A 25,048-nucleotide genomic window follows, 5' to 3' on the forward strand; every position below is an offset into this window, starting at 1 on the left:
GTCGAGCGCGCACGGACACGGTGGCCGGACGAACGAGAAGCCGAGCCGAGGGAGTCCGATGCAATCCTCCGACGACGCGGTGCCGATGCGGGTGCCGGGGCCGGACGTGCTGGTGGTCGGTGCCGGACCGGTGGGGCAGACCGCCGCGCACGAACTGGTCCGGCGCGGGGTGCGGGTGCGCCTGGTCGACGGTGCGGCGGGCCCGGCCGTGACCAGCCGCGCCACGGCCAACCACGCCCGCACGCTGGAGACCTACTACCAGATGGGCATCCTCGACGACCTCCTGCCGCGCGGCCAGCGCGCCGAGCACTTCACCATGCACCGGGCGGGCCGCGAGCTGATCCGGTTCGACACCGACTACTCGATGCTGCCGACCCGGTTCCCCTTCACGCTCCAGGTCGACCAGGTCATCACGGAGGAGGTGCTGCGCAACCGGCTGCGCGGCTACGGGGTCGAGGTGGAGTGGGGGGTCGGGCTGACGGAGGTCACCCCCCGGGCGGACGGTGTCGACGCCCGTCTCGTGCACGCCGACGGCACGGTGGAGGAGGTGACCGTGCCGTGGCTGGTCGGCGCGGACGGCGGTCACAGCGTGGTCCGCAAGCAGCTCGGGTTCGAACTGCTCGGCGACTCCACGGAGACCTGGCTCATTGCCGACGCGGTGCTGGAGGCCGATCTCCCGCGCGACAGCCTGCACTGGCTGCACGTGGAGGGCTCCACCATCCTGCTGGTGCCCTTCCCCGAACCGGGCAAGTGGCGGCTGCTGGACACGCGGGACGTGGACGGAGCGGACCGGCCGGACGTCGTCTCCGCCCGCTTCGCCCGGAAGATCTCGCGCGCGCTCGGCCAGGACGTCGTGGTGCGCACGCCCACCTGGATCTCGGTGTTCACCATCCAGCAGCGCATGGTCCAGCAGATGCGGTCAGGCCGCTGCTTCGTGGCGGGCGACGCGGCCCATGTGCACAGTCCGGCCTCGGGGCAGGGCATGAACACCGGCATCCAGGACGCGTGCAACCTCGGCTGGAAGCTGGCCGACGTGATCCACGGCCACGCCGCCGACGAACTGCTCGACACGTACGCCGCCGAGCGGGTCCCGATCGGCGAGACGCTGCTGAACTCGACCAGGACGGCGACGGGTCTGGTGGCCCTGCGCAACGCCGCCGCCCCCGTGGCCCTGCCGCTGGGACTGGGCTTCCTCAAGGCGGTCAAGCCGCTGAAGCGCAAGGTCGAGCGCACCATGATGGGCGGCATGTCCGGCCTGCTCCTCCACTACGCGGCCAGCCCCCTGACGATGCCCGGCGCGGCCGAGGGCATCGCGCCGGGACACCGCGTCGGCTGCTCCTCCGAGACCGAGCTGTCCTCGCCGGGCTGGCGCGCGATGAACGCCGAACTCGCCGATCCGCGCTGGACGTTGCTGGTGTTCGCGGGCGATTTGGCTGACCTGCGCGAGGACTTGGAACGGCTGGACGACAACTACGGCACCGCCGTCTCGGTCCGCACGGTGTACGGCCGCTCCGCGCCCCCGCCCGACGCCCTCCACCCCCTGGCCGACCCGGGCAACCGGCTGGCCACGGACCTCGGGGCGAGCGCGGGAGACTTCGTCCTGGTACGCCCGGACGGCTACGTGTGCGGCAAGGGCCGCTTCGGCGACGCGCGACAGATGACACGCACCCTTCGCCGGGCCCACCTGCTCCCCGCGAAGGACACGCAGTGATCACGCGGCGGCCTGCGCCCCCTGCGTAGCCCGCCCCCAGGCCGCCCGCCACGCCTGCAACTGGTCCTGAGGCCGCCCACAGGCCAGCGCGTACGACACGAGCAGCGCCTCGGACGGCAGCCGCAGCCCCGACAGGACGTCCGCGAGGGTGCTGCGCGGCAGCGGGCCGTAGCCGTGGATGCGGGCGCGGTCCTCCAGCTGGCGCAGGGAGGGGCGCCCGGCGTCCTGGCGCAGGCGGTGCATGACCTCCAGGAGGTGGGCCGGCTCGTAGACGAGGTCGAGGCGCCGCCCGCGCCGGGGGGCCGGCCCCGCCCCGGTCACCGGGTGCGCCCGCTCCCCGGCCGCCGTCAGCGACCACTCCCACATGGCCCGCGCCTGCTGCTCCGACGCCCCGCACGCCGTCGCGTACGCCTCCACCACGCACCGCCGGGGCAGCACCCTCCCGCTGTCGGCCCGCGAGAGCGTCACCGCCGAGCAGCCCGGCCGCTCCACCCGGCAGGCCATCTCCCGGTAGGTCAGTCCGGCGCCGCGCCGCAGCGAGCGCAGCCAGGACGCCAGTTCGTAGTACGGAGCCGAATCCGTCAAAGGCACCTTCCGTCGCCCCATGGCATTCCCCCTCCATGAACATGAACGGGCAGTTCGGGCCCTTGAGATTACAGAAGGCCGATGGCCGATTCGCGGTTGATTCACGACTGTCCGGAATCCGGCGGAAACAATCACCGTAGGTGAAACTTCTCCCGCATCACCCGTATCCGGCGATGCAGTACAGGAGAGCGCCAGAGGTGGGTCCGTTAATTCTTGGGAAAATTCTGTCCGGCACTTCGAAAAGTTCGGACCTTGCGGCTGGCTCGCGCGCTCTGGTGACATGTCCCGCGTCAGTTCGAACCGCCCGAGCGGAGGCCCGCGATGACCGAATCCAGCTCAGCGAAATTCGACGTGCTGGTGGCCTTGATCCGTGATGTGAAGCCCAGTCTGAGCGATTCCGAGATCACCCCGGAACAATCCCTCGTGGAGGATCTCGGACTCGACTCGCTCGACATACTCCAGCTGGCCCGGAAGGTGAACCGCGACCTCGGCGGGACCTTCGACCTGGAGGAGTGGGAGGAGGGGGCCGACACCCACCACAGGTCGGTCGGCTCCATCCTGCTCCACCTCGACGAGACGGCCGGCGTGTGAGCCCCCGCGTCGCCCTGGTCACCGGCGGCTCGCGGGGCATCGGCGCCGCGATCTGCCGCCGCCTGGCCGCCGACGGCCTCACCGTCCACCTCGTCTACAAGGACGCGGACGACGCGGCCGAGCGCGTCGTCAAGGAGATCACGACGGCCGGCGGCAGGGCCGTGCGGCACAAGGCGGACGTCTCGGACGAGGGGCAGGTCCGACGCCTCGTCGACACGGTCGTGGCGGACGGCGGCGGCGTACACGTCCTCGTCAACAACGCCGGCGTGATCGACGACCGGCTCCTCGCCCTGACCCGCACCACCCAGTGGGAGAGGGTGCTGCGCACCAATCTCACCGGGCCGTTCCTGATGTGCCGTGCCGTCGTCCCGGTGATGCTCGAACAGTCCTGGGGACGCATCGTCAACATCTCCTCCAATTCCGTGCGCCAGCCCGGCCCCGGACAGACCTCGTACGCCGCCTCGAAAGGAGGCCTCGAAGCGCTCACCCGGGGTCTCGCGGCGGAAATCGGGCACAAAGGGATAAGGGTCAACACCGTGGCCCCCGGAGCGATCAGGACCGATATGACGGCGGATCTCTCCGGCCGCCTCGGAGTCACCCCCGAAGGCGCCGGATGGGGACTCCCCGAGGACATTTCCGGGCTGGTCGCATTTCTCGCCGGAGAGGAATCCTCCTACATCCAGGGACAGACGTTCACGGTCGACGGCGGCCGGCTGGCCATGCGCCCGCGCGGTTCCCGGAGCGGCACATGACCGGAATAGGAGAGGACACCGAAATCATGACGGAGACGACGCGCCGCCCCCTCATGTACTGGGAGGACCTCGTCGACGCGGCCCCGCGCCACTACGGCCCGGTCGTCTTCACCAGCGACCTGCTCGACACACTGCTGAACCTGCTCGGCGAGAAACACCCCATCCACGACAGCGGAGCCTTCGCCGAACAGGTCGACCGGCGCCGCCGGATCGTCCCCGGCGGCTTCATCCACGCCATCACCTCCGGCTGGGTCGTCCAGCACGGCCGCCCCGGCGCGATCATCGGCATGCGCGCGATGCACTGGGACTTCGTCCGCCCGCTCTACCCGGACACCCCGTTCTGGTTCACCACCGAGACGGACCACACCGAACCCATCGACGACCGCAGCGGCCTGCTGAAGACGGTCCGCCGCGTCCACGACGCCGACGGCCGCGCGTACGCGATCGGCCGCATGAACGTCGTCATGCTCCGCCGCTCGTACAAGCCGGGCTCGTACAAGAAGAAGGGGGAGTCATGAGCAGCATGGACGCCTACCGTCCCCTCGACGGCCGCGTGGCCCTCGTCACCGGCGGTTCCCGGGGCATCGGCGCCGGCATCACCCGCAAACTCGCCGCCTGGGGCTGCACGTTGGCCGTCAACTACGTCGACCGCGCGGGACCCGCCCGCCGCATCGCCGCCGAGCTGGAGGAGAAGGGCACCAAGGTCTCCCTGCACCGTGCCGACCTCTCCGAACCGGACGGCCCCGCGAAGCTGTTGGAGCAGGTCGGCGAGACCCACGGCGACCTGCACATCCTCGTCCAGAACGCCGCCGCGACGAAGTTCGTCTCCCTGGAGGACGCGACGCCGGAGCAGTGGCAGTTCGTCCAGGACACGAACGCCCGCTCCACCTGGCTGCTCGCCAAGCACGCCGTCCCCCTGATGCGGGAGCGCCCCGGCGCGCGGTTCATCACGATCACCAACTCGACGACCCAGCGCATCGTCCCGCGCGCGGGCCTGTTCGGCGCGGCGAAGGCGGCGCTGGAGACCCTCACCGACTACCTGAGCTACGAGCTGGCCCCGTACGGCATCGTCGCCAACTGCGTACGCCCCGGCCTGGTGCAGACGGACGTCTTCAACGTCCGCCCGGACTTCGCGGGCGGCGTCCGGCACGAGATGGCCGTCACGCCGTGGCCGGAGGGGCAGATGACGACGCCGGAGAACAGCGCGGACGTCGTCGCGATGCTCTGCCTCGACGAGGCGAGCTGGATCGCCGGGCAGACGATCACCGTGGACGGCGGCTACCGCCTGTGGGGCAACACCGGCATGCGGCACACGGGGAAGGTGCCCTCATGACCTTCATAACCGGTGCCGTCGTCACCGGCACCGGCGTCATCACCGCCGCAGGACACGGCCCAACGCCGATCCTCGACGCGATGCTCGACGGCAAGTCCCTGTTCACCCAGCCGAGTTGGCTGCCCTGGCCGGTCGCGGACATGCGCCTGCCGGAGATCCCCTGGCCGGCCGGCGAGCCCTGGGTCAACAACCAGAAGTACGCAAGTGCCGTCGCCCACGCGGCCGTTGCCGCCGCCCGGCTGGCGGTGGACGACTCCGGCGGCCCCGTCGGCCCGGACGAGGGCCTGCGCTGCGGCACCGTCCTCGCGGCCGGCATCAGCGGCGGCGACGAACTCAACGAGGTCATCCCGAAGTTGGCGGTGCTCGCCGAGACGGACCCGCGCCCGCTCGCCAAACTCCTCTACGACGAGGTCCCCGACTACTCCTACCTGCGCGGAATCCCGTCCCAGGTAGGGCAGTTCGTGTGCATGGCCGCCGGTTTCCTCGGCTCGAACGTCGCGGTGTACGGCGAGTCCGGCGCGGGCGGCCTCGGCGCGCTCTCCGTCGCCCTGCGCCTGCTGGAGAGCGGCGAGCTGGACCGCGTCCTCGTCGTCGGTGTCCAACCCCCCATGTCCACCACCGTGTTGGCCGCCCTCGACCGGAGCGAACCCTTCGGCACCGGAGCGGGCCCCTTCGACCGGCGCCGCGACGGCACCCTCATCGGCGAGGGCGCGGCGGCGGTCATGCTGGAGCGCCCCGACACGGCACGCCGCCGAGGCGCGCACGTGATCGCGCAGGTCGCGGCCTGCGAGACGGTGTGCGCGCAGGAGCGGACCAACGCCCTGCGCACGGCGGCGACTTCGGTCCTGACCGAGGCGCCGGACGTGTGGTGGGCGCACGGCGGCGCGACCAGGGCGGGGGACGACGACGAGTGCCGCGCCGTCGCCCCGCTCGTCCCCGGCGTCCCGGTCACCGCGAGCAAGGGGACCGTCGGCAACGCGTTCGAGTGCGCCGCGCTGATCGATCTGACGCTGGCCGCCGAGGCGTTGGACCGGGGAGTCGTCCCGCCGGTCGGCCTGTTGAACGAACTCGACCCGGAGCTGGGGGAGTTGGACGTCGTCCAGGGGGCACCCCGCCAACTCCCCTCTGCCGGACGCGCATTGGTGACCAGCTTCAGCCCCGGCCCGCATGCCACGACAGCGGGCGCCGCCATGATTGTCAAGGGGACACCGCGATGACGGACCACGAGGTCGTGATCACCGGCATGGGGGTCGTCACCCCCAACGCCGGTTCGGTGGAGTCGTTCTGGGAGGCCAACCTCACCGGACGCTCCGGGCTGTCGTACGAGAAACGGATGGATCTGTCGGACCTGCCCTGCGGCTGGGTCGCCGGGATCATCCCCGACGACATCAAGAAGTCGGTGGAGGAGCGGGCGGGCGCACCCGGCCGCACCTGGGTGGACACGCTCCTGCACGCCACGGTGGACGAGGCGCTCCAAGATGCCGGTGTCGAGGGCCCGTTGGACCGGCCGGCCGGGCTGATGTGGTCCCGGATCTGGCCGGGCCCCAGCGGCTCCTTCCCGGACGACTACCTCGCGTACATGAAGAACATCGCCACCCGCTACAAGGCCGTCGGCAACGACCGCCGCGCGGCCCTCGACCGGATGCGCGGCGAGGAGTCCATGGTGCGGATCTCCGACCTCTCCGCCTTCCCCACCGAACTCTCCCGCCGATTGGGCGCTCCGCTGATCCCGATGGGCCTGGAGGCGACCTGCGCGGGCGGTCTGCGGGCCGTCGCCGAGGCCGCGCGGCTGCTGCGCACCGGGCGCGTCGGTCTGGTGGTCGTCGCCGCGTGCGTGTCCCGCAACACGCAGTACGTCCTCTCCCAGTACGGCCAGCTCATGGCGCTCTCCCGCTGGAAGGGGCCCGCCGAGCAGGCGTCCATGCCGTTCGACCGGCGCCGCACGGGCATGGTCATCAACGAGTCCGCCGGGGCGCTCGTCCTGGAGACCGCCGAGCACGCGCGGGCGCGGGGCGTCGAGACGGTGCACGCCGTCGTCGGCGGCTGGGGGACGGCCGTCGACATCACGCACGTCACCGCGCCCCGGATCGACGTGGTCGAACGGGTCGTCAGGGACGCCCTGAAAAACTCGGAGTTGACCCCCGACGACATCGACACCATCAACGCGCACGGCACGTCCACCCGCCTCAACGACATCACCGAGGCGCGCGCCCTGCACCGGGTGTTCGGGGAGCGGATGGCGGAGATCGACGTCAGCGCGGTCAAGTCCCTTACGGGGCACGGGTCCGCCGCCTCCGGTGTGGTCGAGTCGGTGGTCGCCGCGCTCACCCTGTGCCGGGGCGTGATCCCACCCGTCGTCACCTGTACGGAACCGGACCCCAAGTGCGGCGTGAAGACGTCCCTGACGCCGGTCGAACGGCCGGTTCGCACCGTTCTGAAGAACTCCTTCGGCTTCGGCGGCCAGTACGCGTCGATGGTCTTCCACCGTCCCGCCGCGCCCCGCCTATGACCGGCCTCACCGTGATCTGGCTCCACGGGCTGGGCCAGGACGGCGCCACTCTGCGGCCGTTCGTCCAGCGCGCGGGCCTCACCGACGCGTCGCTCGGTATCCGCCACGTCTTTCCCGACGCCCCCCGTCAGTCCCCTGGGCTGGCGGGGGGCACCCCTGCGCGCGCCTGGTTCCACCAGCGGATCTTCGCGCTCGACCACGCGGACGTCCCGATGCTGCTCGCCACGGAACGCACGCTGCACGACCTGATCGCCGCTGAATCCAAGGCAGTTGGCCCCGACCGAGTGATCCTGGCGGGCTTCTCCCAGGGCGCGTGCATGGCCCTGATCGCGGCCCTACGCCACCCCCACCGCCTGGGTGGCCTAATCCTCTACGACCCCTACCTCCCCGCGGCCGTCCCCCTCACCACGGCGCACCCCACGCTGCCCGTCTGGATCGGGCAGGGCCGCTACGACTGGATCGTGCCCCTCTTCGTCGGCGAATCGGTCCGCGACATGCTCAAGTCCTGGGGGCATCCGGTGACTTGGCGGGAGTACTACGACTATCCGAACCGGCATGAGGCGTTCAGTGGGGCGGAGGCGGATGTGCGGGAGTTTTTTCTGAAGTTGTGAGGGGCGCTGTCGCTGGGAAGACGCGGGCGACTTTGCCCACTGCCTGGTCGATCGCTCCGAGACTTCCAACTTCCGCTACCTGGGCTTGGTACGAGGGTCCTGGCACCCGTCCGATGGCGAGGCGTACGGCGGTGATGTTGGCGAGGACGGGGGCGGGGTCGGGGGCGGGGACCGGAACGGCGTCGGGGGTGATGTCGGGAGTGGCGTCGGAGGTGACTTCGGGGCTGACGTCGGCACTGGAGGAGGGCCCCGCCAACTCCCGTACCGGCTCGGCGCAAGCGCGTACCGCGTCGATCGCGTCCGCGAGATGCGCCCGCCCTCCACTCACCCCCCGCCGCCTTCGAACCCACCCCTCCACCCCCCGCAACGCCCGCAACGGCGGAGCCACTTGCTCCAACAGCTCGACCGCCTCCTCGAACCGCCCCTGATGCACCCGGAGTTCAACCGCATCGTGCGCGCGCAGCACATCCGCCAGCACCGCCAACGCATCGGCAACCCGCCGCCGCACCACATCCACAGTCCGAACCGGCGCGAGGAGCCACGAAACGGCGATCCCCAGCACCGCCCCGACAAGGATCGCCTGAAGCCGCTGCGTGAGGACGTGGACCGTGGTCTCGCCGAAGTACCCGTACAGCAGCGAGAACGCGGCAGTCACACACGCGGCCCAGTACGCATAGTTCAGCGGGCGCAGCCACGTCGCGAGAGCGAGGACGACGAAGAGCAGGACGACGGCCCAGGGGTCACCCGGCCCGAACGCGCCGACAACCCCCGTCGCGACGGCCGTACCGAACCCCGCCCCCAGCGCCCGAGTCACCCCCTTGTACAGCACATCGGCCCGCCCCCGAGCCCCACTGCACACGATGAACGCGGTCAACACGACCCACGTCCAGTGATCGGGAAACAACCAGTGCCCGGCGAGGAACGCCCCCCCGAGAGACACCCCCATCTGCAACGCCATCCGCGTACTCGGCAGCAACCGGGACGCCACGGCCCGAGGCGGGACGAGGGGCTCGGTGGACCGGCGTACCCGCACCCGTGGCGTCAACCCCAGCCACCCCGCCCCGACTTGGACGACAAGCACGTACCCCGCACAGATCACCGCAACGAGCCCCATCCACAGCACATGCCCGTCCCGAGCCTGCGGCGGCAACGCGATCGGCCCCTGAACGACGAGCGTCGCGACGAACGGCAGAGCCGCCAGCGTCCCCGCCCGAGTAGCCCGCACCCCGAACCGCCGCACCCAGATGGCAAAGGCGACGAAGAGGGCGAACAGAAGGTCCCCCCGAACGGCGGACTCGGTCATCACCTGGTCCGTCCACGCCGCGCACATCGCGACACCGGGCAGCACGACGAACCCGATCCCCCGCTCGACGAGATCCGCCTCCCGCTGGGTCCACGCAAGCGTCCACGTCAGCGCGACGGCCTGAATGACGATGTCGACGTGCAGATGCGCCGCACCCTCCAGCCACAGCGCGGACCCCCAACTCGCGAGAACAGCGGCCATGACGGTCAGCGAACCCCATACGGTCTTCACCATGCCCACGATAGTAAGTGATAGCGTACGAATGTGAGTGTCGAGGAAGCGGCAGAAATCAGACAGGGCGTAACCCGCCTGGCAAGGCGCCTACGCGCGGTCCGCACCCCGGGAGCCCTCAGCAACAACAAACTCGGCGTCCTGGGCCAGCTCTACCGGGGCGGCCCCCGCACCCCCGGCGAACTCGCGGCGGCGGAACACCAACGCCCCCAGTCCCTGACCAGGGTCTTCGCAGAACTGGAGGCGGAGGGCCTGGTAGCCAGGACCCGCGCGGAAGACGACGGCCGCCAGTCCCTCCTGTCCCTGACGGACGCGGGCAGGGAAGCGCTGCGCGGAGAGGTGGCCGAGCGGGACGAATGGCTCGCACGGGCGATGGAGGAGTGCACGGACACGGAACGCGAGGTCCTGCTACTGGCCGCGCGCTTGATGGACCGCCTGTCAGATGTTAAGTGACACCTTACCGATGAGGTCATGATGCACTGGTCGACCCACGCCATCTGGTGGCACGTCTACCCCCTGGGCTTCACCGGAGCCGACCGCAAGGCGCCGTCCCCGGGGACCGCGCCCGTACCCCGCCTGGCCCGCCTGAACCCCTGGCTGGACTACCTAGTCGACCTGGGCTGCAACGGCCTGGCCCTAGGCCCGGTCTTCGCCTCGGAAACGCACGGCTACGACACGACCGACCACTTCACGGTAGACCCCCGCCTAGGCACGGAGGCCGACCTCCGCGACCTCGTGAAGGAGGCGGGGGAGAGGGGCGTACGGGTCCTCCTGGACGGCGTCTTCAACCACGTGGCGCGCAGCTTCCCCGACCTCCCGGACCTGGCCGCACGCACCCCGGACGGCGAGTACCGAGCCTTCGAGGGCCACGACCACCTGGTCACGCTGGACCACACGAACCCGCGCGTAGCCGACCTCGTCACGGACGTGATGCTGCACTGGCTGGACCGAGGCATCGCGGGCTGGCGCCTGGACGCCGCGTACGCGGTACCCCCCGCGTTCTGGCGCACGGTCACTTCACGTGTACGCGAACGCCACCCCGAAGCGTGGTTCACGGCCGAGCTGATCCACGGCGACTACGCGTCGTACATCGAGAGGTCGGGCCTGAACTCAGCGACACAGTACGAACTCTGGAAGTCGGTCTGGAGCTCCCTCAACGACCACAACTTCCACGAACTGGCATGGACGTTGACCCGCCACAACGCCCTCCTGGACACCTTCACCCCGCAAACTTTCCTGGGCAACCACGACGTAACCCGCCTGGCGAGCCGCCTCACGGACGAACGGCACCTGGAACACGCGCTGGTCATCCTCCTCACAACGGGAGGCATCCCGTCGATCTACGCGGGCGACGAACAGGCGTTCAGGGGAGTGAAGGAGGACAGGGAGGGGGGCGACGACGAGATCCGCCCGGAGTTCCCCACGACGCCGGACCAACTGGCCCCGTACGGACGCGAGTTCTTCCGCCTGCACCAACGCCTGATCGGCCTACGCCGCCGCAACCCCTGGCTGACAAGGGCCCGCACAACGATCACAACCTTGACGAACGAAACGATCGCCTACACGACAACGTCCCCCGACACCCCGGACACCCTCGCGGTAACCCTGAACCTCACGAACCACCCCGCCCGCGTATCTCTCCCCACGGCCTCGCGGCAACTGGCGGCGGGAACAGGCACGTTCACCTCGAACGGCGCCCAACTCCCGCCGCAGGGCTGGGCGATAGCGACGTCCGGACTCGCGGGAGGGGGAGTGTCTCATTGAGCTGTTCCACCCGTGGCGGGTTCATCTCGGAGAGCAGCACGTCTGAGTCGTTCGAGGGCTGATCCCGCTCGACCGGGCGGTCACAGGACCAGCATTGTCTGTTCACCCCGGTCTCCGTGGAGCGAGCGGCAGGGGATGCCCTCCTCGATGAGGAAGTCCTTGACCAGCTTCAGGTGGTGGTCGGACAGTGCGAAGGCGAGGAGTCTCCGGGCCCGGGTAGCCGCGACATACAAGACGCGCAAAGCCTCGGCGGTGTCGCTGTCGGCGTCAGACGGCACGTGCTGCCCTGTCCAGGTATCGACGAGCCGGTTCGAGCGGGCGTCGTCCTTGTCGGCGGGGGGTACGACGACCAGGACTGCGTCGGCTTCCTCGCCTTTCACTCCGTGCACGGTACCGACGCGTCCCACGGCGGCCTGAGCCGAGAGGGGGTTGCCGAAACCCACCAGCTTCCATGCGGGGGTCGAAGAACGCCTGCACCGGTGGGGGCTCGTCGCCTTCATCTCGACACCCAGCCGGACAGCTTGGCGTCGGATGGCCTCGTACGCTCCTCGGTTCCATTCGCCCGCCGTCACTGTCAGGGCTGGGAGTTCACGCAGCAACACCTGTTGCATGAGCCGCAGTTCGACGGTAGTGAGTCCATGACGCTTGAGACCGACAGCCTCCGGCATCTCCAACTCGCCGTACCAGTACTGCAGTACCGCTTCCCGCAGCGCTCTTCCTGCCTTCTCCTGTTGTCTGTTGGACGCGCTGGGCGAGCGCAGGACCGCGGTTGCCCAGATGAGACGGTCGAGTCGTGCAGCCGGCACATCCCGGGTACCGGTCAGTTCTTTGGGCAGCGCGCTGCCCTTGTGCGCGACGACCAGCCTTTCCTGACGAGGGATGTCGAGGTGCTTCGCCTCTCGGCTGAAGTCGCCCACCCAGTCCGACTGCCGACGTCCGGTCGTGGGCACCAGAAGGACGGGGATCTCTTCCGCGTGGTACGGGCCGGCCGCGATGTCGTGGGGCGCGTTGGAGGACCGGAGGGTGTGTGCCAGATCGCAGATGATCTGTGTGCTGCGCCAGTTGTGCCGGAGACGATGATCCGGTGGAGAGTCGGCTGTCCGCCCGATCCGCCGTGCGTTCTGGTCGCGGAAACCGTAGATGCTCTGATCGGGATCCTGTACCAGCAGCAGTGGTACGCGCAGGTGGCTGAGCAACCCGACGATCTCCAGATCGTCCCCTGAGCAGTCCTGGGCCTCGTCGACGACGATCTCGCTGAAGCGCTTGGTGAGCACACGCGCTATCCGTTCGCGCCGAGGGGCATCCTGCAACAGATACAGGGCCATGTCCCTCAGCTGGTCCCCCGACAGATAACCGGCTTCCCACAGCTCGGACATCGTGCGGGCGGCCCAGTACGTCAGTCGGCCCTCCGCGTTCTCGTCGCCGGACAATGCGGGTGGCAGCCGGCTCAGGGTGGGAGCGACGGTACGCACGTGATCGGGTCCGTACTCGAACCGGAAGTCGTCGAGAGAGACACCTTCACGGTGGGCCTTGGGATGGTCCCTCCAGGATTCCAGCCGGTGCCAGGTCCTCTCTCCTCTGGCTCTGAGATACGGCCGGACGAGATGGCGCCAGACGAAGGTGTCGAACGTGCCGATGTAGTGCGGGAACTGGACGAGGTCCGGACGCCCGGCCGCGGCGCACCTGGCCCTGATCTGTGCTCCGGCCACCTTGGTGAAGGAGACGATGGCCCTCCCCTGCCGCGGTTCCAGCGGGCGGCTGAGGTGGCGTTCCACCACGGTTCGGGTTTTCCCGGCGCCGGGACATGCTTCCGCTCGTACGATCCGCCCTGGAACGGTGTCCAGTTCGACGAGGGCGCGTTGAGCGGCCATGGCTTCTGCTTGCAGGAGGCCGAGGCGTTCGTTGTGCAGGGGGTCAGACGGAGTCATGCGGCTCCCCGGTGACCCACATGAGAGCCTCACGCAGGTAGGCGGGGACGGACAGCGGGGTGGCGTCGTCAGGACGGGCAGCGGCCTGTGCGAGGACATCCTGCGCGAGATCGCCCTTGCGGATCTTGTCCCCGATCTTTTTCATCAACTCGGCCAAGGCGGCTGCCTGTTCACCCGCCGAACCGTCCCCCACGGCCTGCCAGTCACTGGACCACGCTTCGGGCCGCTGCTCCTTCCAGGCGGCCATGAGAATGTCGCGGTTGGGTCCACCGGCCCGCAGTATCTCGGGTTCCAGAGTGAGCTCGTTGGTGAAGACCTTGGCCAGGTCGTGGGCGGTGTTCGAGGTGATGGTCGCGTTGAGACCAGAGATGCGTGTACGTGCGGCAGGCGTCCCGTTGTCTCCGTCGGTGACGACGGCCACCCGCTGCGCGATCCGGTGCCCGCTCGTTCCGTCAGGCGTCAGCAGCACACGCATGTACGGCATGAAGTCGACCCCGTCGATCGGTACCAGAGCCGTCCCGTGGAACCGCTGGAAGCGTTCCTCGTCGAGGACGAGCCTGGCGAACTCGGGCAGGAGGATCGCCTCCGCGATGCCTTCCACCAACAGGACACGCTGCCCGAAAAGCAGGGTGCTGCGAGTCGCGTTGAGGTAGTTGCGAATCTTGTAGTGGTCCCGCTTGTCCAGTCCCAGGCGATCGACCGCCACGGCGGTGGTCCGGTACGTCGGTGTTGCGTCGACGGTCGGCCCAGGGCGCCGCCGCCGCTGGAGGACCACCAGGTTCCTGGGGTCGACAGCAGTGGCCACGTGAGGTGAGTGAGTGGTGACGACCACCTGGATTCCGCCGAACCACTTGCTTTCCGGGTCCGGCTGCCGCTGGCTCGCCAGAGCCTCCTGGGCAAGCTGATCGAGCAGGATCGTCTGAAGCTGGGGATGAAGATGCGCCTCGGGCTCTTCGACCAGGAGCAGGGTGAGGTCCGCCTCCGCCGCGTCCTGAAGTTGGGTGAGCACCGTGGCCATGAACAGCAGGTTCGCGTAACCGAGTCCGGATTCGGCCAGGTCGCGAGGGTCGAGGCCCCGCTGCTCCATCCTCAGCCGCAGCCCGCGGGCTATGGCTCCCACGGACGCGTCCGCGAAGCCGAGACCGGCAGTCTGGGGATGGGCTCCTTCCGTAAGGCGTGTGAGTCGTTCGCGGACCGAATCGATGGCTGCGGGAAGCGGGTCGATGTTCTCCACAGCTTCGAACTGTTTGCCGACCTGCTCCAGGAATTTGTCACGGGTGGCTTCTTCCCGGAGCAGCCGTTCGACGACGAGTTGGATCCGGCCCCCGCTGCCGGAGGCGAGTTCCCGCTGCACGTCACGCAACGGTGGCAGATACAGATGCCGTATCCCCTCCCGGGCCTTGGGCTCGGGATCGGCGTCGGTGGTCGTTTCCTCACCGGCTCGCCACGATGTCGTGGCTCGTTGGAAGCCTGCCTTGGGCGGGGCGATGGTGAGGTGGTAGCTGGCTGTCTCCCCGTCCTGGTCGAAAGCCTGGTGGAACATGTCCAGGTCACCGAGGATGCTCGACCTGTAGCGCGCGGACAGTTCGATTACGGTGCGGCACTTCTCGTTGTGCCCGTCCTTCGGACAGCCGTCCCTGTGGAGGTCGTCGCGGTCCGGGTACAAGCCGCTTCCTCTGCCGTCCAGAGGGAGGGTGAGGAGACGGATCGCGTCCATCACATTGGACTTGCCCGCGTTGTTCTCCCCGACGATGACTGTCACGCCCGGCTGGAAGCAGACGGTGGTGTCCGCAGCCGAGCGGAACCCCTTGAGATGGAGTTGATCGAGGTACATGATGCTCCCTCAGACCTGCGGGTCCATCGAGCGCAGCAGTGCGAGCAGTCCTTGCACGGGGAGAAGCTGATCGTCGGTGATGGGGTCGGGACTGAAGTGCATCAGGTCGTTGCGGAAGTTCCGGCAGACTTCCAGGGCTGCCAGGAAATGCTGTTGGTCGATGGCCCAGGCCACAGCGGCCCAGTTCATCGGATCCCTGAGCAGACGACCGTAGTGGCCGAAGGTGAGGTCGGCGGCGGACTGCACCTGGGGAGCGCGCCGTGGAGGGACGATCTCCCTGATCCGGTCGAGCGGAATGCACCGGTCGATCACCCGGCGCAACCGTTGCTCGATCTCCTCGACCAGGACGAACGGCCGCACTCGCGTGCCGAACTGCACGGTCAGATCAGCTGCGGTGATCAGGCCGCAGACCTTGTGATCGTGGTCGCGTACGACGACGTAGCCGGACTGCTGGATGGTCTCGACCCACGTGAGCAGGTCGTCCGAGAGATCGGCCTCCTGCCCGCGTACGGTCGCGGCCTTGAGGCCGGCGGAGAGCTCGGCCATCCGAGCCTTCCCGATCGACTCCCAGCTGACGACGCCGCTGAGACGTCCGCTCGCGTCGAGAACGGGAAGCTGGCTGTATCCGCGCAGCACCATGAGCGTCATCGCGGTTTCGAGGCTGTCGCCGACCTGCACGGACTCGGGCGGGCGGTTGGCCGAGTCGAGGTTGCTCACCAGATAGGCGACGGCGGGCGTCTCGGCCTCGCTGTGCGGCAGGGGCCCGCCGACCACCGCACCGGTGTTCAGGAAGACGCTCGTCCCCGACTCGCCGGGCTCCGCGCCTCCGGCGAGTACGGCGATCCGACTGTCCAGAGTGCCTTCGGTGAAGGGCGGTACGGTGACCAGTCCCCGCGCCTCCAGGTCGTTCTCGATCCGCTCGGTGACTGCCGGATAGCGGCGCTGCGCTCCCCAGACCGCGAGGAAGTCCCGGATGGAGAGCGTCACCGGCCGGTCGGCAGCGCGTCCACGTACCTCCTCGTACAGCTTCGCCGGCTCGGTGAGCGTGGCGGCGAACTCGTCGGCATCCGGGCGTCCAGGGTCCGGCTCCCCCTGAGCGAGGAGAGCGACGCGGTCCGCCGCACCGAACCGGGTGAGTTCGAAGACGGTGAGCAGGGAACCCATGCTGTCGAGGAGGTCGGATCGGATGGTCTTCCGGTCGATGTCCGTGACGGTCCACTCCACCCGGCGTACGTGGTGAGTCTCGTCGATGGCGTCCGGGCGGTACTCGTAGCTTCCCGTCACCCGGCCGACGGCCACGAGCAAGGAGCGCAGGGGGAGCACGACCAGATCGCCGGGGCGGATCTCGTGGACGAAACGGTGGAGTTGCCCGGTCCAGTTGCCGATGGTGTATGACCCTTCGTCAGGATAGGCCGCGGCCACTGCGCTCTTGACGTCCTCCCGGGTCACCGTGCTGCTCAGATCCCCCAGTTCGTGCCAGCCGACGATCAGCAGACCGGCGTCCAGCGCCGTCCGTTCCCGCTCGCCGTTCTCTCCCGCACGTACTACCCAGGCGCGCATACGCCCCCTCCCCACGAGCATCGCGAGGCCCCCCACACGATTGCTTGGCGCGACCCTATAGCAACAGTGGTCGACATCGGTCAAAAAGGGTCATCCGGCCTGTTATGGGGATGGTGCGAGGGCCGGGTGATACTGGCTCCCGGAGAACGCTGCTGCTGTGCCGGACGAACGAGGAGAGGAACGTGCTGTGGGCCTGCCGCCGCACCTGAAGGTCATCGCCGAGGGGATGATCAAGGCGTCCATGGGCATGGTCGACACGGTCATGGTCGGAACCCGTGACACCGCCGTCGCTCTCTTCCATGAACTCGACCGGCAGCACGGCATGGCCGGTGACGACGACGCGGGACGGGCATTCGCGAAGGTCTACAAGTCCGCCGCGGCCACGACGCTCGATCAGTTCGGGTTCAGCGCCTACGTGATGGGTGAGACCGGCAAGGGCCTGATGCGCAACGCTCGCGAGTTCATGGCCCGGGAGAGCGAGATCGCGTCCGCGATCCTCGGGCAGCAGGTGGACCTGACCTCGGGGATGGGCGACCCCGGCGCGGACTGTTCGGAGAGTTTTCTCGGCCTGGGACAGGAACTCCCGGAGGTCGTCGGCGACACGGCCTGGTACGACCAGTACGCACCCGGAGGCATGAGCGACCGTTTCCGGGGCTCACCGGAGAAGCTGCGGGACGTCGCGGACACCTGGCGCCGGGGCGGGAAGCTGATGGTGCGGTTCCTGGAGGACGCCCAAGCCTGCGCACACACCGCGGACAAGGCGCATTCGGGGGAGGCGGCGGACGCGTTCCACCGCTACTTCCAGGGGTTCGTCGGTTTCGCGGCCCCGCCGGAGCGGGCTCATCCGGACGAGACCCTGGTCGCGAACATCGCGGCGGCGTGCACTCAGCTCGCCAAGGCGTGTGAGCGGTACGCCGATCACGTGGAAGAGGCGAAGAAGAAGATCCTCCAGGACCGGACGGACCTCTTCCACATCGATCTGCCCTGGAACTCACCCATGTTCGGCGGCAACGGCGACGACGGCGGGCTCCTCGACGCGGTACTCGGCGATCCGTGGATCCACCAGCTGGGAGACGTCGCCAACGCGCTCGACGACTCCCAGAAACGCGTCCGGCTTCCCCAGGGATCGGACAGTCCACCTGGACTTCCCGGACTGCCGCTGCTCCCTGTTCCGGCTCCCGTCCCGGTACCGCTGGTCCTCGCCTCGTACGGCGCCGGACTGCCCACCGTCATCCCGGCCGTGTACCGGGATCCGGACTCCGCCGTCCCGCACCGGGACCCGCTGCCCCCGGTCCCCGGGACGACGCGGTTGCTCGGCGGCGGTGAACGGAAGGAGTTCGAGACCTGGGTGGACACCCTCCGCCCGATGGGTTTCGGCGGCCAGGGTACGAGCACGAGCGACCCCGCCAATGCCTACCAGCTACGGACGGCCGGCTACCCGGAACGGCTGATCACCCTCCCGGAAGGAACCCGGAAGGCGAACATCGCGGCCGACGGAATGCGGCCCGCCGACGGCTACATGGTCGACGCCAAGTACGTCAAGGACGTGGACGACGACTGCCGCAAGAACTCGTGGCGTACGCCGAGCACTTTCGAGCTGGAGGACCAGTACGACAAGAACGGCAAGAAGAAGTGGAGCCCGAAGGACGTCCTGGTGGGCAAGGACCAGGACGAACTCGACGACTACCGCCAGGCCATGGAGAAGCACGAGCAGATACGCGGCCTGGAGATCATCACTAACGACAAGGACGCAGCCGCCTACTGGCAGACGCTCATGGCGACAGAGGGCGTCAAAGGCACGTCCCGCTACGAGCGTTGACCTCCGGACGACGAAGGGCGATTCCCGCCGTGGACCTCGACGAATACCGCACGACCTACCTGCTCTACGCCCCCGCCAAGAACCCCGACAGCTGGAACCTCGATCTCGCGGCCTTCGCCGCCGCGTTGGGCGCGAGGTTCTCCGACGTCCGCTACGAGACCCGGCAGGGCCGCCAACTGAGGCTGTCCTTCTGGGCCGTTGCGGAAGGAGAGGGGCCGCTGTACGAGAACCCGGTGCACAACGGCATCGCCTTCGACGGCTTCGCGAGCAACGAGGGCCGGGACACCGTGCTCCTGACGGACAACACCCCCGCCGAAGCGGCCGTGTTCATCCGCTGGCTCCGTGACACGGTCCTGCCTTCCCCGGAGTTGATCCGGTTCACCACGGAAGGGGCCGTGGAGAAGGGCATCGAGACGGACTGGCGCATGCCGGCGGACGGGGACGAGGGGCGTATCGCCGAGGAGTTGAGGCATCACATCGAGGTCGTCGAGGGTTGAGAGCCACGTGGACGAGATCGCTGAACTCCGCACCATGTGGGTCTTCACCCCGCCCGAGGGGCAGACCTGGGGGTTGACCTTCGAGGGGCTCGGAGCCGTGTTGCTGGAGTGGGACCCCGAGGGGTTCATCAAGGTGGAGGAGGCGGGCCCTCGGCCCGTCAAGGGGCCGTCGATGGACTTCGGGATCACCTTGGACGGCGAGGAGTTGGAAGGGTTCGCGCTGCTGCGTACGGAGGGCGTCGCCGTCACGGACTGCACCGCCCGGACAGCCGCCACGTTCGTCCTCTGGCTCAGGAACGCCGTGGTGCCGCCGGGCGGTGTCGTCATGTTCAACACGAGGTGGGGCCTGGAGGACGACCTCCCCGAGGCCCTTGTTCCGGACGCGACCCGCCCCCGTATCGCCGCGACGTTCATGGAACACCTCGTCGAGACGGGCCTCGACTGACCTACAGGGTTGCCGTGAAGTCGGCCCACGCGGTGGGAGCGAGGGCGAGTTGGGGGCCGTCGGTGTTCTTGGAGTCGCGGATGTGGACGGTGTTGGTGCAGGCTGCGAACTCGACGCAGTCGTTGCCCTCGGTGTCGCTGTAGCTGCTTTTGCGCCAGGCGACTTCCACGCACTCGTTGCCTGCGGCGTCGCTGTAGGTGCTCTTGAACCAGGCGAGGCCGGAAGTGGCAGGTGTGGACTCGGCGTTGTTCATGCGCGGATCCCCTTACAGGGTTGCCGTGAAGTCGGTCCAGGCGGAGGGGGCGAGGGCGAGTTGGGGGCCGTCGGCGTCCTTGGAGTCGCGGACGTGGACGGTGTTGGCGCAGGCCGCGAACTCAACGCAGTCGTTGCCCTCGGCGTCGCTGTAGCTGCTCTTGCGCCAGGCGACTTCCACACAGTCGTTGCCTGCGGCGTCGCTGTAGGTGCTCTTGAACCAGGCGGGGCCGGAAGTGGTGGTGGAGGACTCGGCGTTGTTCATAGCGATCCCAGAATCCCTTCGATCTTCTTCATCGACTCCCGGGACGAGAGAGCCTGCGATCGCATGATCCCATAGCGGGCGTGTGCCTGAGTCGTCTGTTCGGGCTCGGTTTGGAGGGAAGTGACGCCCGCGACCTCGCTGTACAGGAACAGCTTGCCGTCATTGCGCCGGGTGAGCACGGTGAACGGGCCGTTGAAGCCCGCGTTCTCCTCGCAGTCGAGCGGCATGACCTGCATCTCGACGCTGCGCTTCTGACCTACCAGCAGCAGGTGCTCCAACTGCCCCCGTAGCACATCGACTCCGCCGTAGGGTTGCAGCAGAACGGCCTCGTTGATGATGAATCCCAGGTAGGGCGCGGGCCAGCGGTCGAAGATCTCCTGGCGGACCAGCCGCGCGGCCACACGCTGCTCGATTGTGTCGTCGTCCAGAATCGGGCGGCGCATCATCAACAACGCCCGCATGTAGTCCGGGGTTTGGAGCAGGCCGGGGATCACGAGCGTGTCGTACTTGAGCAGTTCCATGGCGAGCTTCTCCAGAGCTGCCATCCCTTGGAACGTCGCCGGATACTGAGCGCGCTCCATCTGCCCCTTCCACGCGCTCAACAACCCATTCGCGTGGAGGACTTCCTCCGCCTTGTCGATCGTCTTGCCGTTCATGATGCGCCGACCCTGCTCGAACGACGCGACCGTTGCGGCCGAGTAGCCGATGCGCGCCCCGAAGGTATCGCGGTCCATCCCCTCCCGCTCGCGCAGGGTTTTCACGGTCTGGCCGAACGCGATGACGAGGGCCTTGCTCGTCGCATCGGGCTGGAGACCGACCTCGTCATCGTCCCCGAAGAACAGGGACCCGGTGTCGTCTTCGTTGTTCCGGGGCTCTTCCACCCCGGTCTTCGTCCTCGTACGCTCCGTCATGGGATCACCGCCTCTCCGGACCAACTTCCCAGAGGGAACGCTGGTCACGCCGCGCGTCTCGTACACGGTCCTACACCGCGCGTACAAGCCGTTCAGCGTCGGTGCGTCACCACTGGTGACGGTACGCCACGAAGGGGACCGTAGGGGGCATGACGAACGAACCCGGTATCCCCACCGGCCCCACGCAACACACCGCTCCCGCAGACCACTTGAGCCGCGGCGGCACCATCACGCCGCCCGCCGAGCAGTACTTCGAGATGAGGTTCACGTCGACCAGGCGCGGCGCCCGCCTCGCCCGCCACTTCGCCGCCGTACGCCTGCACGAGTGGGGCATCCCGTACGGCACGGACGCGCACGACGCGATCGTGGTGATCGTCGCGGAACTGACGTCCAACGCGGTCCGGCACGGCCATGTCCCGGGCAGGGACTTCCACTTGAGGCTTCAGGTATCGCCGCGTCTGGAGACGGCGAGGGTGGACGTCACGGACACCCGGGGCGAGCGCCTACCCCCGAGGCCGGCCGGTGTCGTCGTCGGCAGGGACCCGTACGTCTCGCTGGACGGCCGGGGCCTGGTCCTGGTCGCGGGGCTGGCGTCGCGGTGGGACTGGCACCTGCGGACGGACGGGCCGGGCAAGACGGTGTGGGCGGAGTACGCGCTGACTTAGTACGCCTGCGGCCACCGTCTGATCTTCGGTGTTCCCCCACCGATGATCACCGATGGCCGCAGCTACAGCTGGAGCACTAGCGGTTAAGCGATGCCCGAACCGCGCCCGACGTGGGCATCCCTGATTTCGCCGTTCTCGGTCCAGTACTCGTACACGGCAATGCCGACAGAGGTCTCTTCCCGGAAGAAGTCGCCCGTCATGGACGCACAGTGGCCGTCGTTGGACGGGTCGGACAGGATTTCGGCGACCGATCCGCTGCCGTTCCTGCCCGTCACCACGACCTGGGTACCGCGACCGTCGGTCTTGTTGTCACAGACCGTGATCTTTTCCACGCCCGGGTCGCCGTTCAGATCGGCGTCGAAGAACGCGGCACCGCTCGCGTTACTCGTGTAGACCCAGCCACTGTTTTGTGATGCTTGAGCCTGAGGAGCGAGACTCAGTGTCACTACCGCTGCGATACCAACCGCCATCGATACTTTCCGCAACGCCTTCATGGTTTCCTCCCGTTTTTTCCGCCCCCACTGGAGGCGTGAGCGAGTCATGCTCAACGGCGATCTTTCCGTACGGGCATGGCTCTATCGGGGTGCGGGCGACGACCGTGGACGCATCGCCAAGTGCTCTGAGACTCTCGGCCAAGGCCGAGTTGTCTAGGTGTGCGTGTTGTCCAAGTGCGCGCCGAGGTAACCCACGTACACGAGACCCGAGTTGGCCGTGTCGTCGTGGAAGTACAGGCGGGGCGAGACCGTGTTGCCGCTGCCGATGCGCAGGTGGGACTGCATGAAGAGGCGCCCGCCCGGTACGGGGAACGTGCGTTGGCGGCGCCATTCGTGATGGTTGGCCACGGTCTCCGACTCACGCATCGTCACTTTGCCTGCGGGAAAGGGGAATTGGCAGGTCTCCGGAAGGTTGTCGCACCACTGCCGGAAGTCGACGCCGGTGCCGTGAGCGGCGTACTCGTCGAGCGCTCTGATCGCGTCCCAGGCGACGGAGACCCAGTTGGCGATGCCGTGCGTGTCCAAGTCCTTTGTCCGCTTGGGGTTTCCGGTGAAGCGAAGGTGAGGAAACTCGGGGAGCCGGTCGAGGAGTTCGGCGAAAGTAACGGGCCGGGGCAGTGGATCCGGGGGCGGGGTGCGAAGCCCGGATTCCTCCAACTGCCTTTTCAGGAAACGGACTTTGCTGTTGGCGCCCTGAAGAGCGTCGTACAACTGCTCATTCTCGACGAGCTGTTCGAACTCCCGCTCCTCGGCCAGCTGTAACCGCCGCCGAAGCTCCCGAACTTCCGCGTCCCGAGCCTCTTCCCGCTCCGCAGCCTCCCTCAACAACGCCTCGGCCGTCCGGAGTTCCCCCCGGAGTAACCTCCCGGCCCGCCTTTTCTTGGTCGTCTCGAATACGTTCACGAGGCCTCATTCATGACCGCGCCGAAGGGGACCTCATCACACCACCATCCGGTGAATCCAGTCAATCATCTTTATCGATCGAATTCGAAACCCCGGATTACGCAAGGGCGTTCATGAAGCGCCCAACTTCTGTCACCCCTGGGCGCCTTGAGCCTCGTCGTACACCACATGAGCCTGAGCGATGTCCCCACGATGCCGCTTGGCCCAGTCCACGAGCGCCAGCAACGTGGAGTTCAACTCCCTGGCCATGCCGGTGCATTCATACTCGACCCGAGGCGGAACGGTCGGATAAACGGTCCGCGTGAGCAGCCCCTCCCGCTCCAGCTTCCGCAGATTGAGCGTGAGCATACGACGGCTGATCCCCGCCATCTCCCGCTCCAACTCGGTGAACCGCACAGGCCCTTCAGCGGCGGCGATCAGGATCCCGACGGCCCATTTCCCGGCAACGCGATCGAGAACTTCGGTGACGGAGCAAGCCGGGCCGCCGGTCTGCACGGTCACATCCATGTGACTCCGAGACATAAAAGTGCCTCCTTCCGCGGGGCGTCATGGTTACACAGGATGGAGCCCGTAACAAAACGTCTCCCAAGCACCCCGATTTCGACGAAGGGTACCCCCATGTCCACACGCCACCTCGCGCTGGCGGCCCTCTGCGCGGGCCAGTTGATGGTGATCCTCGACGGCACGATCGTGAACGTCGCCCTGCCCGAGATCCAGGAGAGCCTCGCGCTCTCCCCGTCGGCCCTCGGCTGGGTCGTCAACGCCTACCTGATCCCTTTCGGCGGACTCCTGCTGCTCTCCGGCCGGTTGGGGGACCTCTTCGGTCGTCGCCGTGTCTTTGTCGCCGGGCTGGTCCTCTTCACCGTCGCGTCCGCGCTCTGCGGGCTCGCGCGGACGCCGGGGGAGTTGCTGGCGGCGCGTTTCGCGCAAGGCGTCGGCGGCGCTGTCACCTCGTCCGTCACGCTCGCGATGGTCGTCAACCTCTTCCCCCAACTCCCCGAGCGGACAAGGGCGATCGGCATCTACAGCTTCGTCCAGTCCGCAGGCGGAACTCTCGGGCTCCTGCTCGGCGGGGTGTTGACGCAAGGGCTCGGCTGGCACTGGATCTTCTTCGTCAACGTCCCCGTCGGGGTGGCCGTCACGATGCTCGCGCGGCGCGTGCTGAGCCCCGAGCGGGGAACGGGACGGCGCACGGCCGATGCCCCCGGCGCCGTACTCGTCACGGCCGCGCTGATGCTCGCGGTGTACGCCATCGTGGAGCACGAACTCGGGTTCGGCGCAGGCGCGTTGGCCCTCCTCGCCGCGTTCGCCGTACGCCAGACCCGCGTCGCCGACCCCCTGCTCCCGTTCCGCATGTTCCGCCACCGCACGGTCTCCGGCGCCCTCGGTACGCACGCCCTCATGATCTCCGGCATCTTCAGCTTCCAGTTCCTCGTGGTGCTGTACCTCCAGAAGGTGCTGGGCTTCGACGCGGTCGGCACCGGACTCGGCGTCGTCCCCGTGTCGCTGCTGATCGGCGCGATGTCGCTGGGGGTGGCGCCGAAGGCTATCGCCCGGTTCGGCGCACGCAGCGTGCTGCTCGCCGGACTCGCCCTGATCTCAGGGGGGTTGGGCCTGCTCGGCTTCGTCTCGCCGGACGGCGCGTACGTCACGGACGTCCTCCCCGCGACCGTACCCCTCGGCATCGGCTTCGGCCTCGCGATGCCCGCACTGGCCGGCCTCGCGATGTCGGGCGCGAGCGAGGAGGACTCGGGGCTGGCGTCGGGGATGTTCAACACCGTTCAGCAGGTGGGCGCTTCACTCGGACTCGCGGCGCTGAGCAGCCTCGCGGTGTCGCGTACGGCGGGGCTGCTGGACGCGGGGACGCCGGTCGAGTCGGCGCTCACTGACGGCTATCGCCTTGCGTTCAGGGCGAGTTCGGTACTCGTCCTCGCCGCGTTGGCCGTAGCGGCGCTGGCGCTGCGGGCCCCGTCCAAGACCCGCGAGCTGGTTACCGGCGAGTATCGGGCCCGGTGATCGCCGCGCCACCTCCATGCAGCAAGCTACCCCCGTAGTCATGTTCTCCAACTTTCAAGGAGGCGACCG

At 68.3% G+C, this 25,048-nt stretch carries 26 protein-coding genes; 15 read left to right on the top strand and 11 right to left on the bottom strand.

Annotation, left to right across the window (positions count from 1 at the left end; translation table 11 throughout):
* Positions 1–58: 58 nt before the first annotated feature.
* Positions 59–1,711: an FAD-dependent oxidoreductase gene (locus J8M50_RS12110; RefSeq protein ID WP_010359630.1), complete on the top strand. Its 1,653-nt coding sequence runs from the start codon at positions 59–61 to the stop codon at positions 1,709–1,711.
* On the opposite strand, the gene J8M50_RS12115 is transcribed toward J8M50_RS12110, so the two are convergent.
* A complete protein-coding gene (locus J8M50_RS12115; RefSeq protein ID WP_158002836.1) occupies positions 1,712–2,296 on the bottom strand; it encodes a helix-turn-helix domain-containing protein in 585 nt (194 codons plus the stop codon).
* A gap of 321 nt (positions 2,297–2,617) precedes the next feature.
* Here J8M50_RS12115 and J8M50_RS12120 point away from each other — a divergent pair, with 321 nt between their 5' ends.
* The 7 genes from J8M50_RS12120 to J8M50_RS12150 are packed head-to-tail and all read left to right on the top strand — an operon-like array spanning position 2,618 to position 8,092.
* Positions 2,618–2,887: an acyl carrier protein gene (locus tag J8M50_RS12120; RefSeq protein ID WP_010359628.1), complete on the top strand. Its 270-nt coding sequence runs from the start codon at positions 2,618–2,620 to the stop codon at positions 2,885–2,887.
* Positions 2,884–3,639, top strand: coding sequence for an SDR family NAD(P)-dependent oxidoreductase (locus tag J8M50_RS12125; protein WP_010359627.1), 756 nt, complete (start codon positions 2,884–2,886; stop codon positions 3,637–3,639). Before J8M50_RS12120 ends, J8M50_RS12125 begins: the two co-directional genes overlap by 4 nt.
* A complete protein-coding gene (locus J8M50_RS12130; protein WP_075661694.1) occupies positions 3,636–4,157 on the top strand; it encodes a MaoC family dehydratase in 522 nt (173 codons plus the stop codon). Before J8M50_RS12125 ends, J8M50_RS12130 begins: the two co-directional genes overlap by 4 nt.
* A complete protein-coding gene (locus J8M50_RS12135; RefSeq protein WP_010359625.1) occupies positions 4,154–4,972 on the top strand; it encodes an SDR family NAD(P)-dependent oxidoreductase in 819 nt (272 codons plus the stop codon). The genes J8M50_RS12130 and J8M50_RS12135 overlap by 4 nt, the downstream gene beginning before the upstream one ends.
* Positions 4,969–6,189 carry a beta-ketoacyl synthase N-terminal-like domain-containing protein gene (locus J8M50_RS12140; protein ID WP_010359624.1) on the top strand — a complete coding sequence of 407 codons (1,221 nt, stop codon included), beginning with the start codon at positions 4,969–4,971 and terminating at the stop codon, positions 6,187–6,189. Before J8M50_RS12135 ends, J8M50_RS12140 begins: the two co-directional genes overlap by 4 nt.
* Positions 6,186–7,481: a beta-ketoacyl-[acyl-carrier-protein] synthase family protein gene (locus tag J8M50_RS12145; protein WP_010359623.1), complete on the top strand. Its 1,296-nt coding sequence runs from the start codon at positions 6,186–6,188 to the stop codon at positions 7,479–7,481. Before J8M50_RS12140 ends, J8M50_RS12145 begins: the two co-directional genes overlap by 4 nt.
* Positions 7,478–8,092 (top strand): alpha/beta hydrolase, encoded by a 615-nt coding sequence (locus J8M50_RS12150; protein ID WP_050987401.1) that lies wholly within the window; start codon positions 7,478–7,480, stop codon positions 8,090–8,092. The genes J8M50_RS12145 and J8M50_RS12150 overlap by 4 nt, the downstream gene beginning before the upstream one ends.
* On the opposite strand, the gene J8M50_RS12155 is transcribed toward J8M50_RS12150, so the two are convergent.
* A complete protein-coding gene (locus J8M50_RS12155; protein ID WP_010359620.1) occupies positions 8,046–9,629 on the bottom strand; it encodes an FUSC family protein in 1,584 nt (527 codons plus the stop codon). The two genes, J8M50_RS12150 and J8M50_RS12155, sit on opposite strands and share 47 nt — an antisense overlap.
* Before the next feature lie 30 nt (positions 9,630–9,659).
* Here J8M50_RS12155 and J8M50_RS12160 point away from each other — a divergent pair, with 30 nt between their 5' ends.
* On the top strand, positions 9,660–10,079 hold the full coding sequence (locus J8M50_RS12160) for a MarR family winged helix-turn-helix transcriptional regulator (protein WP_010359619.1): 420 nt from the start codon (positions 9,660–9,662) through the stop codon (positions 10,077–10,079).
* Positions 10,080–10,097: 18 nt separating this feature from the next.
* Positions 10,098–11,390 (top strand): alpha-amylase family protein, encoded by a 1,293-nt coding sequence (locus J8M50_RS12165; RefSeq protein WP_040838412.1) that lies wholly within the window; start codon positions 10,098–10,100, stop codon positions 11,388–11,390.
* A gap of 80 nt (positions 11,391–11,470) precedes the next feature.
* Here J8M50_RS12165 and J8M50_RS12170 read toward each other — a convergent pair whose 3' ends face one another.
* From J8M50_RS12170 to J8M50_RS12180, 3 genes are read right to left on the bottom strand one after another with little or no spacing between them, the layout of a single operon-like run.
* Complete coding sequence (locus J8M50_RS12170) at positions 11,471–13,261, bottom strand: UvrD-helicase domain-containing protein (RefSeq protein WP_075661697.1); 1,791 nt, start codon at positions 13,259–13,261, stop codon at positions 11,471–11,473.
* Between the two features lie 43 nt (positions 13,262–13,304).
* Positions 13,305–15,152 (bottom strand): ATP-dependent nuclease, encoded by a 1,848-nt coding sequence (locus J8M50_RS12175; protein WP_010359616.1) that lies wholly within the window; start codon positions 15,150–15,152, stop codon positions 13,305–13,307.
* 9 nt (positions 15,153–15,161) lie between these two features.
* Positions 15,162–16,712 (bottom strand): CBS domain-containing anti-phage protein, encoded by a 1,551-nt coding sequence (locus tag J8M50_RS12180; RefSeq protein ID WP_010359615.1) that lies wholly within the window; start codon positions 16,710–16,712, stop codon positions 15,162–15,164.
* A 157-nt stretch (positions 16,713–16,869) separates the two neighbouring features.
* On the opposite strand from J8M50_RS12180, the gene J8M50_RS12185 reads away from it, so the two are divergent.
* From J8M50_RS12185 to J8M50_RS12195, 3 genes are read left to right on the top strand one after another with little or no spacing between them, the layout of a single operon-like run.
* On the top strand, positions 16,870–18,531 hold the full coding sequence (locus J8M50_RS12185) for a restriction endonuclease fold toxin-2 domain-containing protein (protein WP_223786200.1): 1,662 nt from the start codon (positions 16,870–16,872) through the stop codon (positions 18,529–18,531).
* Positions 18,532–18,560: 29 nt separating this feature from the next.
* The gene (locus tag J8M50_RS12190; protein WP_010359613.1) at positions 18,561–19,028 is read left to right on the top strand and encodes a hypothetical protein; all 468 of its coding nucleotides are present in this window, start codon (positions 18,561–18,563) and stop codon (positions 19,026–19,028) included.
* 7 nt (positions 19,029–19,035) lie between these two features.
* Positions 19,036–19,473, top strand: a complete 438-nt coding sequence (locus tag J8M50_RS12195; RefSeq protein WP_010359612.1) for a hypothetical protein — start codon at positions 19,036–19,038, stop codon at positions 19,471–19,473.
* A gap of 1 nt (position 19,474) precedes the next feature.
* On the opposite strand, the gene J8M50_RS12200 is transcribed toward J8M50_RS12195, so the two are convergent.
* The 3 genes from J8M50_RS12200 to J8M50_RS12210 are packed head-to-tail and all read right to left on the bottom strand — an operon-like array spanning position 19,475 to position 20,901.
* Positions 19,475–19,726: a DUF397 domain-containing protein gene (locus J8M50_RS12200; RefSeq protein ID WP_010359611.1), complete on the bottom strand. Its 252-nt coding sequence runs from the start codon at positions 19,724–19,726 to the stop codon at positions 19,475–19,477.
* A 12-nt stretch (positions 19,727–19,738) separates the two neighbouring features.
* On the bottom strand, positions 19,739–19,990 hold the full coding sequence (locus tag J8M50_RS12205; protein WP_075661698.1) for a DUF397 domain-containing protein: 252 nt from the start codon (positions 19,988–19,990) through the stop codon (positions 19,739–19,741).
* Positions 19,987–20,901, bottom strand: a complete 915-nt coding sequence (locus J8M50_RS12210; protein WP_010358549.1) for a helix-turn-helix domain-containing protein — start codon at positions 20,899–20,901, stop codon at positions 19,987–19,989. The genes J8M50_RS12205 and J8M50_RS12210 overlap by 4 nt, the downstream gene beginning before the upstream one ends.
* 149 nt (positions 20,902–21,050) lie before the next feature.
* On the opposite strand from J8M50_RS12210, the gene J8M50_RS12215 reads away from it, so the two are divergent.
* Entirely contained in the window at positions 21,051–21,566 is a 516-nt protein-coding gene (locus tag J8M50_RS12215; RefSeq protein ID WP_010358550.1) for an ATP-binding protein, read from the top strand.
* Positions 21,567–21,649: 83 nt separating this feature from the next.
* On the opposite strand, the gene J8M50_RS12220 is transcribed toward J8M50_RS12215, so the two are convergent.
* From J8M50_RS12220 to J8M50_RS12230, 3 genes are all read right to left on the bottom strand, one after another.
* Complete coding sequence (locus J8M50_RS12220) at positions 21,650–22,060, bottom strand: hypothetical protein (RefSeq protein WP_029184439.1); 411 nt, start codon at positions 22,058–22,060, stop codon at positions 21,650–21,652.
* 153 nt (positions 22,061–22,213) lie between these two features.
* Positions 22,214–22,963, bottom strand: a complete 750-nt coding sequence (locus J8M50_RS12225; protein WP_141655644.1) for a hypothetical protein — start codon at positions 22,961–22,963, stop codon at positions 22,214–22,216.
* Between the two features lie 132 nt (positions 22,964–23,095).
* Positions 23,096–23,485 carry a winged helix-turn-helix transcriptional regulator gene (locus J8M50_RS12230; protein ID WP_010358554.1) on the bottom strand — a complete coding sequence of 130 codons (390 nt, stop codon included), beginning with the start codon at positions 23,483–23,485 and terminating at the stop codon, positions 23,096–23,098.
* 96 nt (positions 23,486–23,581) lie between these two features.
* Between J8M50_RS12230 and J8M50_RS12235 the strand changes: the two genes are divergently transcribed.
* A complete protein-coding gene (locus tag J8M50_RS12235; protein WP_010358555.1) occupies positions 23,582–24,979 on the top strand; it encodes an MFS transporter in 1,398 nt (465 codons plus the stop codon).
* The last annotated feature ends 69 nt before the right edge of the window (positions 24,980–25,048 follow it).

This window comes from Streptomyces acidiscabies, from assembly GCF_020010905.1.
Classification (GTDB): Bacteria; Actinomycetota; Actinomycetes; order Streptomycetales; family Streptomycetaceae; genus Streptomyces; species Streptomyces acidiscabies.

Coding starts and splice junctions, on each gene's coding strand:
- J8M50_RS12230 (WP_010358554.1), bottom strand. CDS start 23,485: ATGTCTCGGAGTCACATGGATGTGACCGTGCAGACCGGCGGCCCGGCT.
- J8M50_RS12110 (WP_010359630.1), top strand. CDS start 59: ATGCAATCCTCCGACGACGCGGTGCCGATGCGGGTGCCGGGGCCGGAC.
- J8M50_RS12170 (WP_075661697.1), bottom strand. CDS start 13,261: ATGGCCGCTCAACGCGCCCTCGTCGAACTGGACACCGTTCCAGGGCGG.
- J8M50_RS12200 (WP_010359611.1), bottom strand. CDS start 19,726: ATGAACAACGCCGAGTCCACACCTGCCACTTCCGGCCTCGCCTGGTTC.
- J8M50_RS12150 (WP_050987401.1), top strand. CDS start 7,478: ATGACCGGCCTCACCGTGATCTGGCTCCACGGGCTGGGCCAGGACGGC.
- J8M50_RS12235 (WP_010358555.1), top strand. CDS start 23,582: ATGTCCACACGCCACCTCGCGCTGGCGGCCCTCTGCGCGGGCCAGTTG.
- J8M50_RS12175 (WP_010359616.1), bottom strand. CDS start 15,152: ATGTACCTCGATCAACTCCATCTCAAGGGGTTCCGCTCGGCTGCGGAC.
- J8M50_RS12210 (WP_010358549.1), bottom strand. CDS start 20,901: ATGACGGAGCGTACGAGGACGAAGACCGGGGTGGAAGAGCCCCGGAAC.
- J8M50_RS12155 (WP_010359620.1), bottom strand. CDS start 9,629: ATGGTGAAGACCGTATGGGGTTCGCTGACCGTCATGGCCGCTGTTCTC.
- J8M50_RS12120 (WP_010359628.1), top strand. CDS start 2,618: ATGACCGAATCCAGCTCAGCGAAATTCGACGTGCTGGTGGCCTTGATC.
- J8M50_RS12135 (WP_010359625.1), top strand. CDS start 4,154: ATGAGCAGCATGGACGCCTACCGTCCCCTCGACGGCCGCGTGGCCCTC.
- J8M50_RS12145 (WP_010359623.1), top strand. CDS start 6,186: ATGACGGACCACGAGGTCGTGATCACCGGCATGGGGGTCGTCACCCCC.
- J8M50_RS12215 (WP_010358550.1), top strand. CDS start 21,051: ATGACGAACGAACCCGGTATCCCCACCGGCCCCACGCAACACACCGCT.
- J8M50_RS12140 (WP_010359624.1), top strand. CDS start 4,969: ATGACCTTCATAACCGGTGCCGTCGTCACCGGCACCGGCGTCATCACC.
- J8M50_RS12165 (WP_040838412.1), top strand. CDS start 10,098: ATGATGCACTGGTCGACCCACGCCATCTGGTGGCACGTCTACCCCCTG.
- J8M50_RS12180 (WP_010359615.1), bottom strand. CDS start 16,712: ATGCGCGCCTGGGTAGTACGTGCGGGAGAGAACGGCGAGCGGGAACGG.
- J8M50_RS12220 (WP_029184439.1), bottom strand. CDS start 22,060: ATGAAGGCGTTGCGGAAAGTATCGATGGCGGTTGGTATCGCAGCGGTA.
- J8M50_RS12205 (WP_075661698.1), bottom strand. CDS start 19,990: ATGAACAACGCCGAGTCCTCCACCACCACTTCCGGCCCCGCCTGGTTC.
- J8M50_RS12130 (WP_075661694.1), top strand. CDS start 3,636: ATGACCGGAATAGGAGAGGACACCGAAATCATGACGGAGACGACGCGC.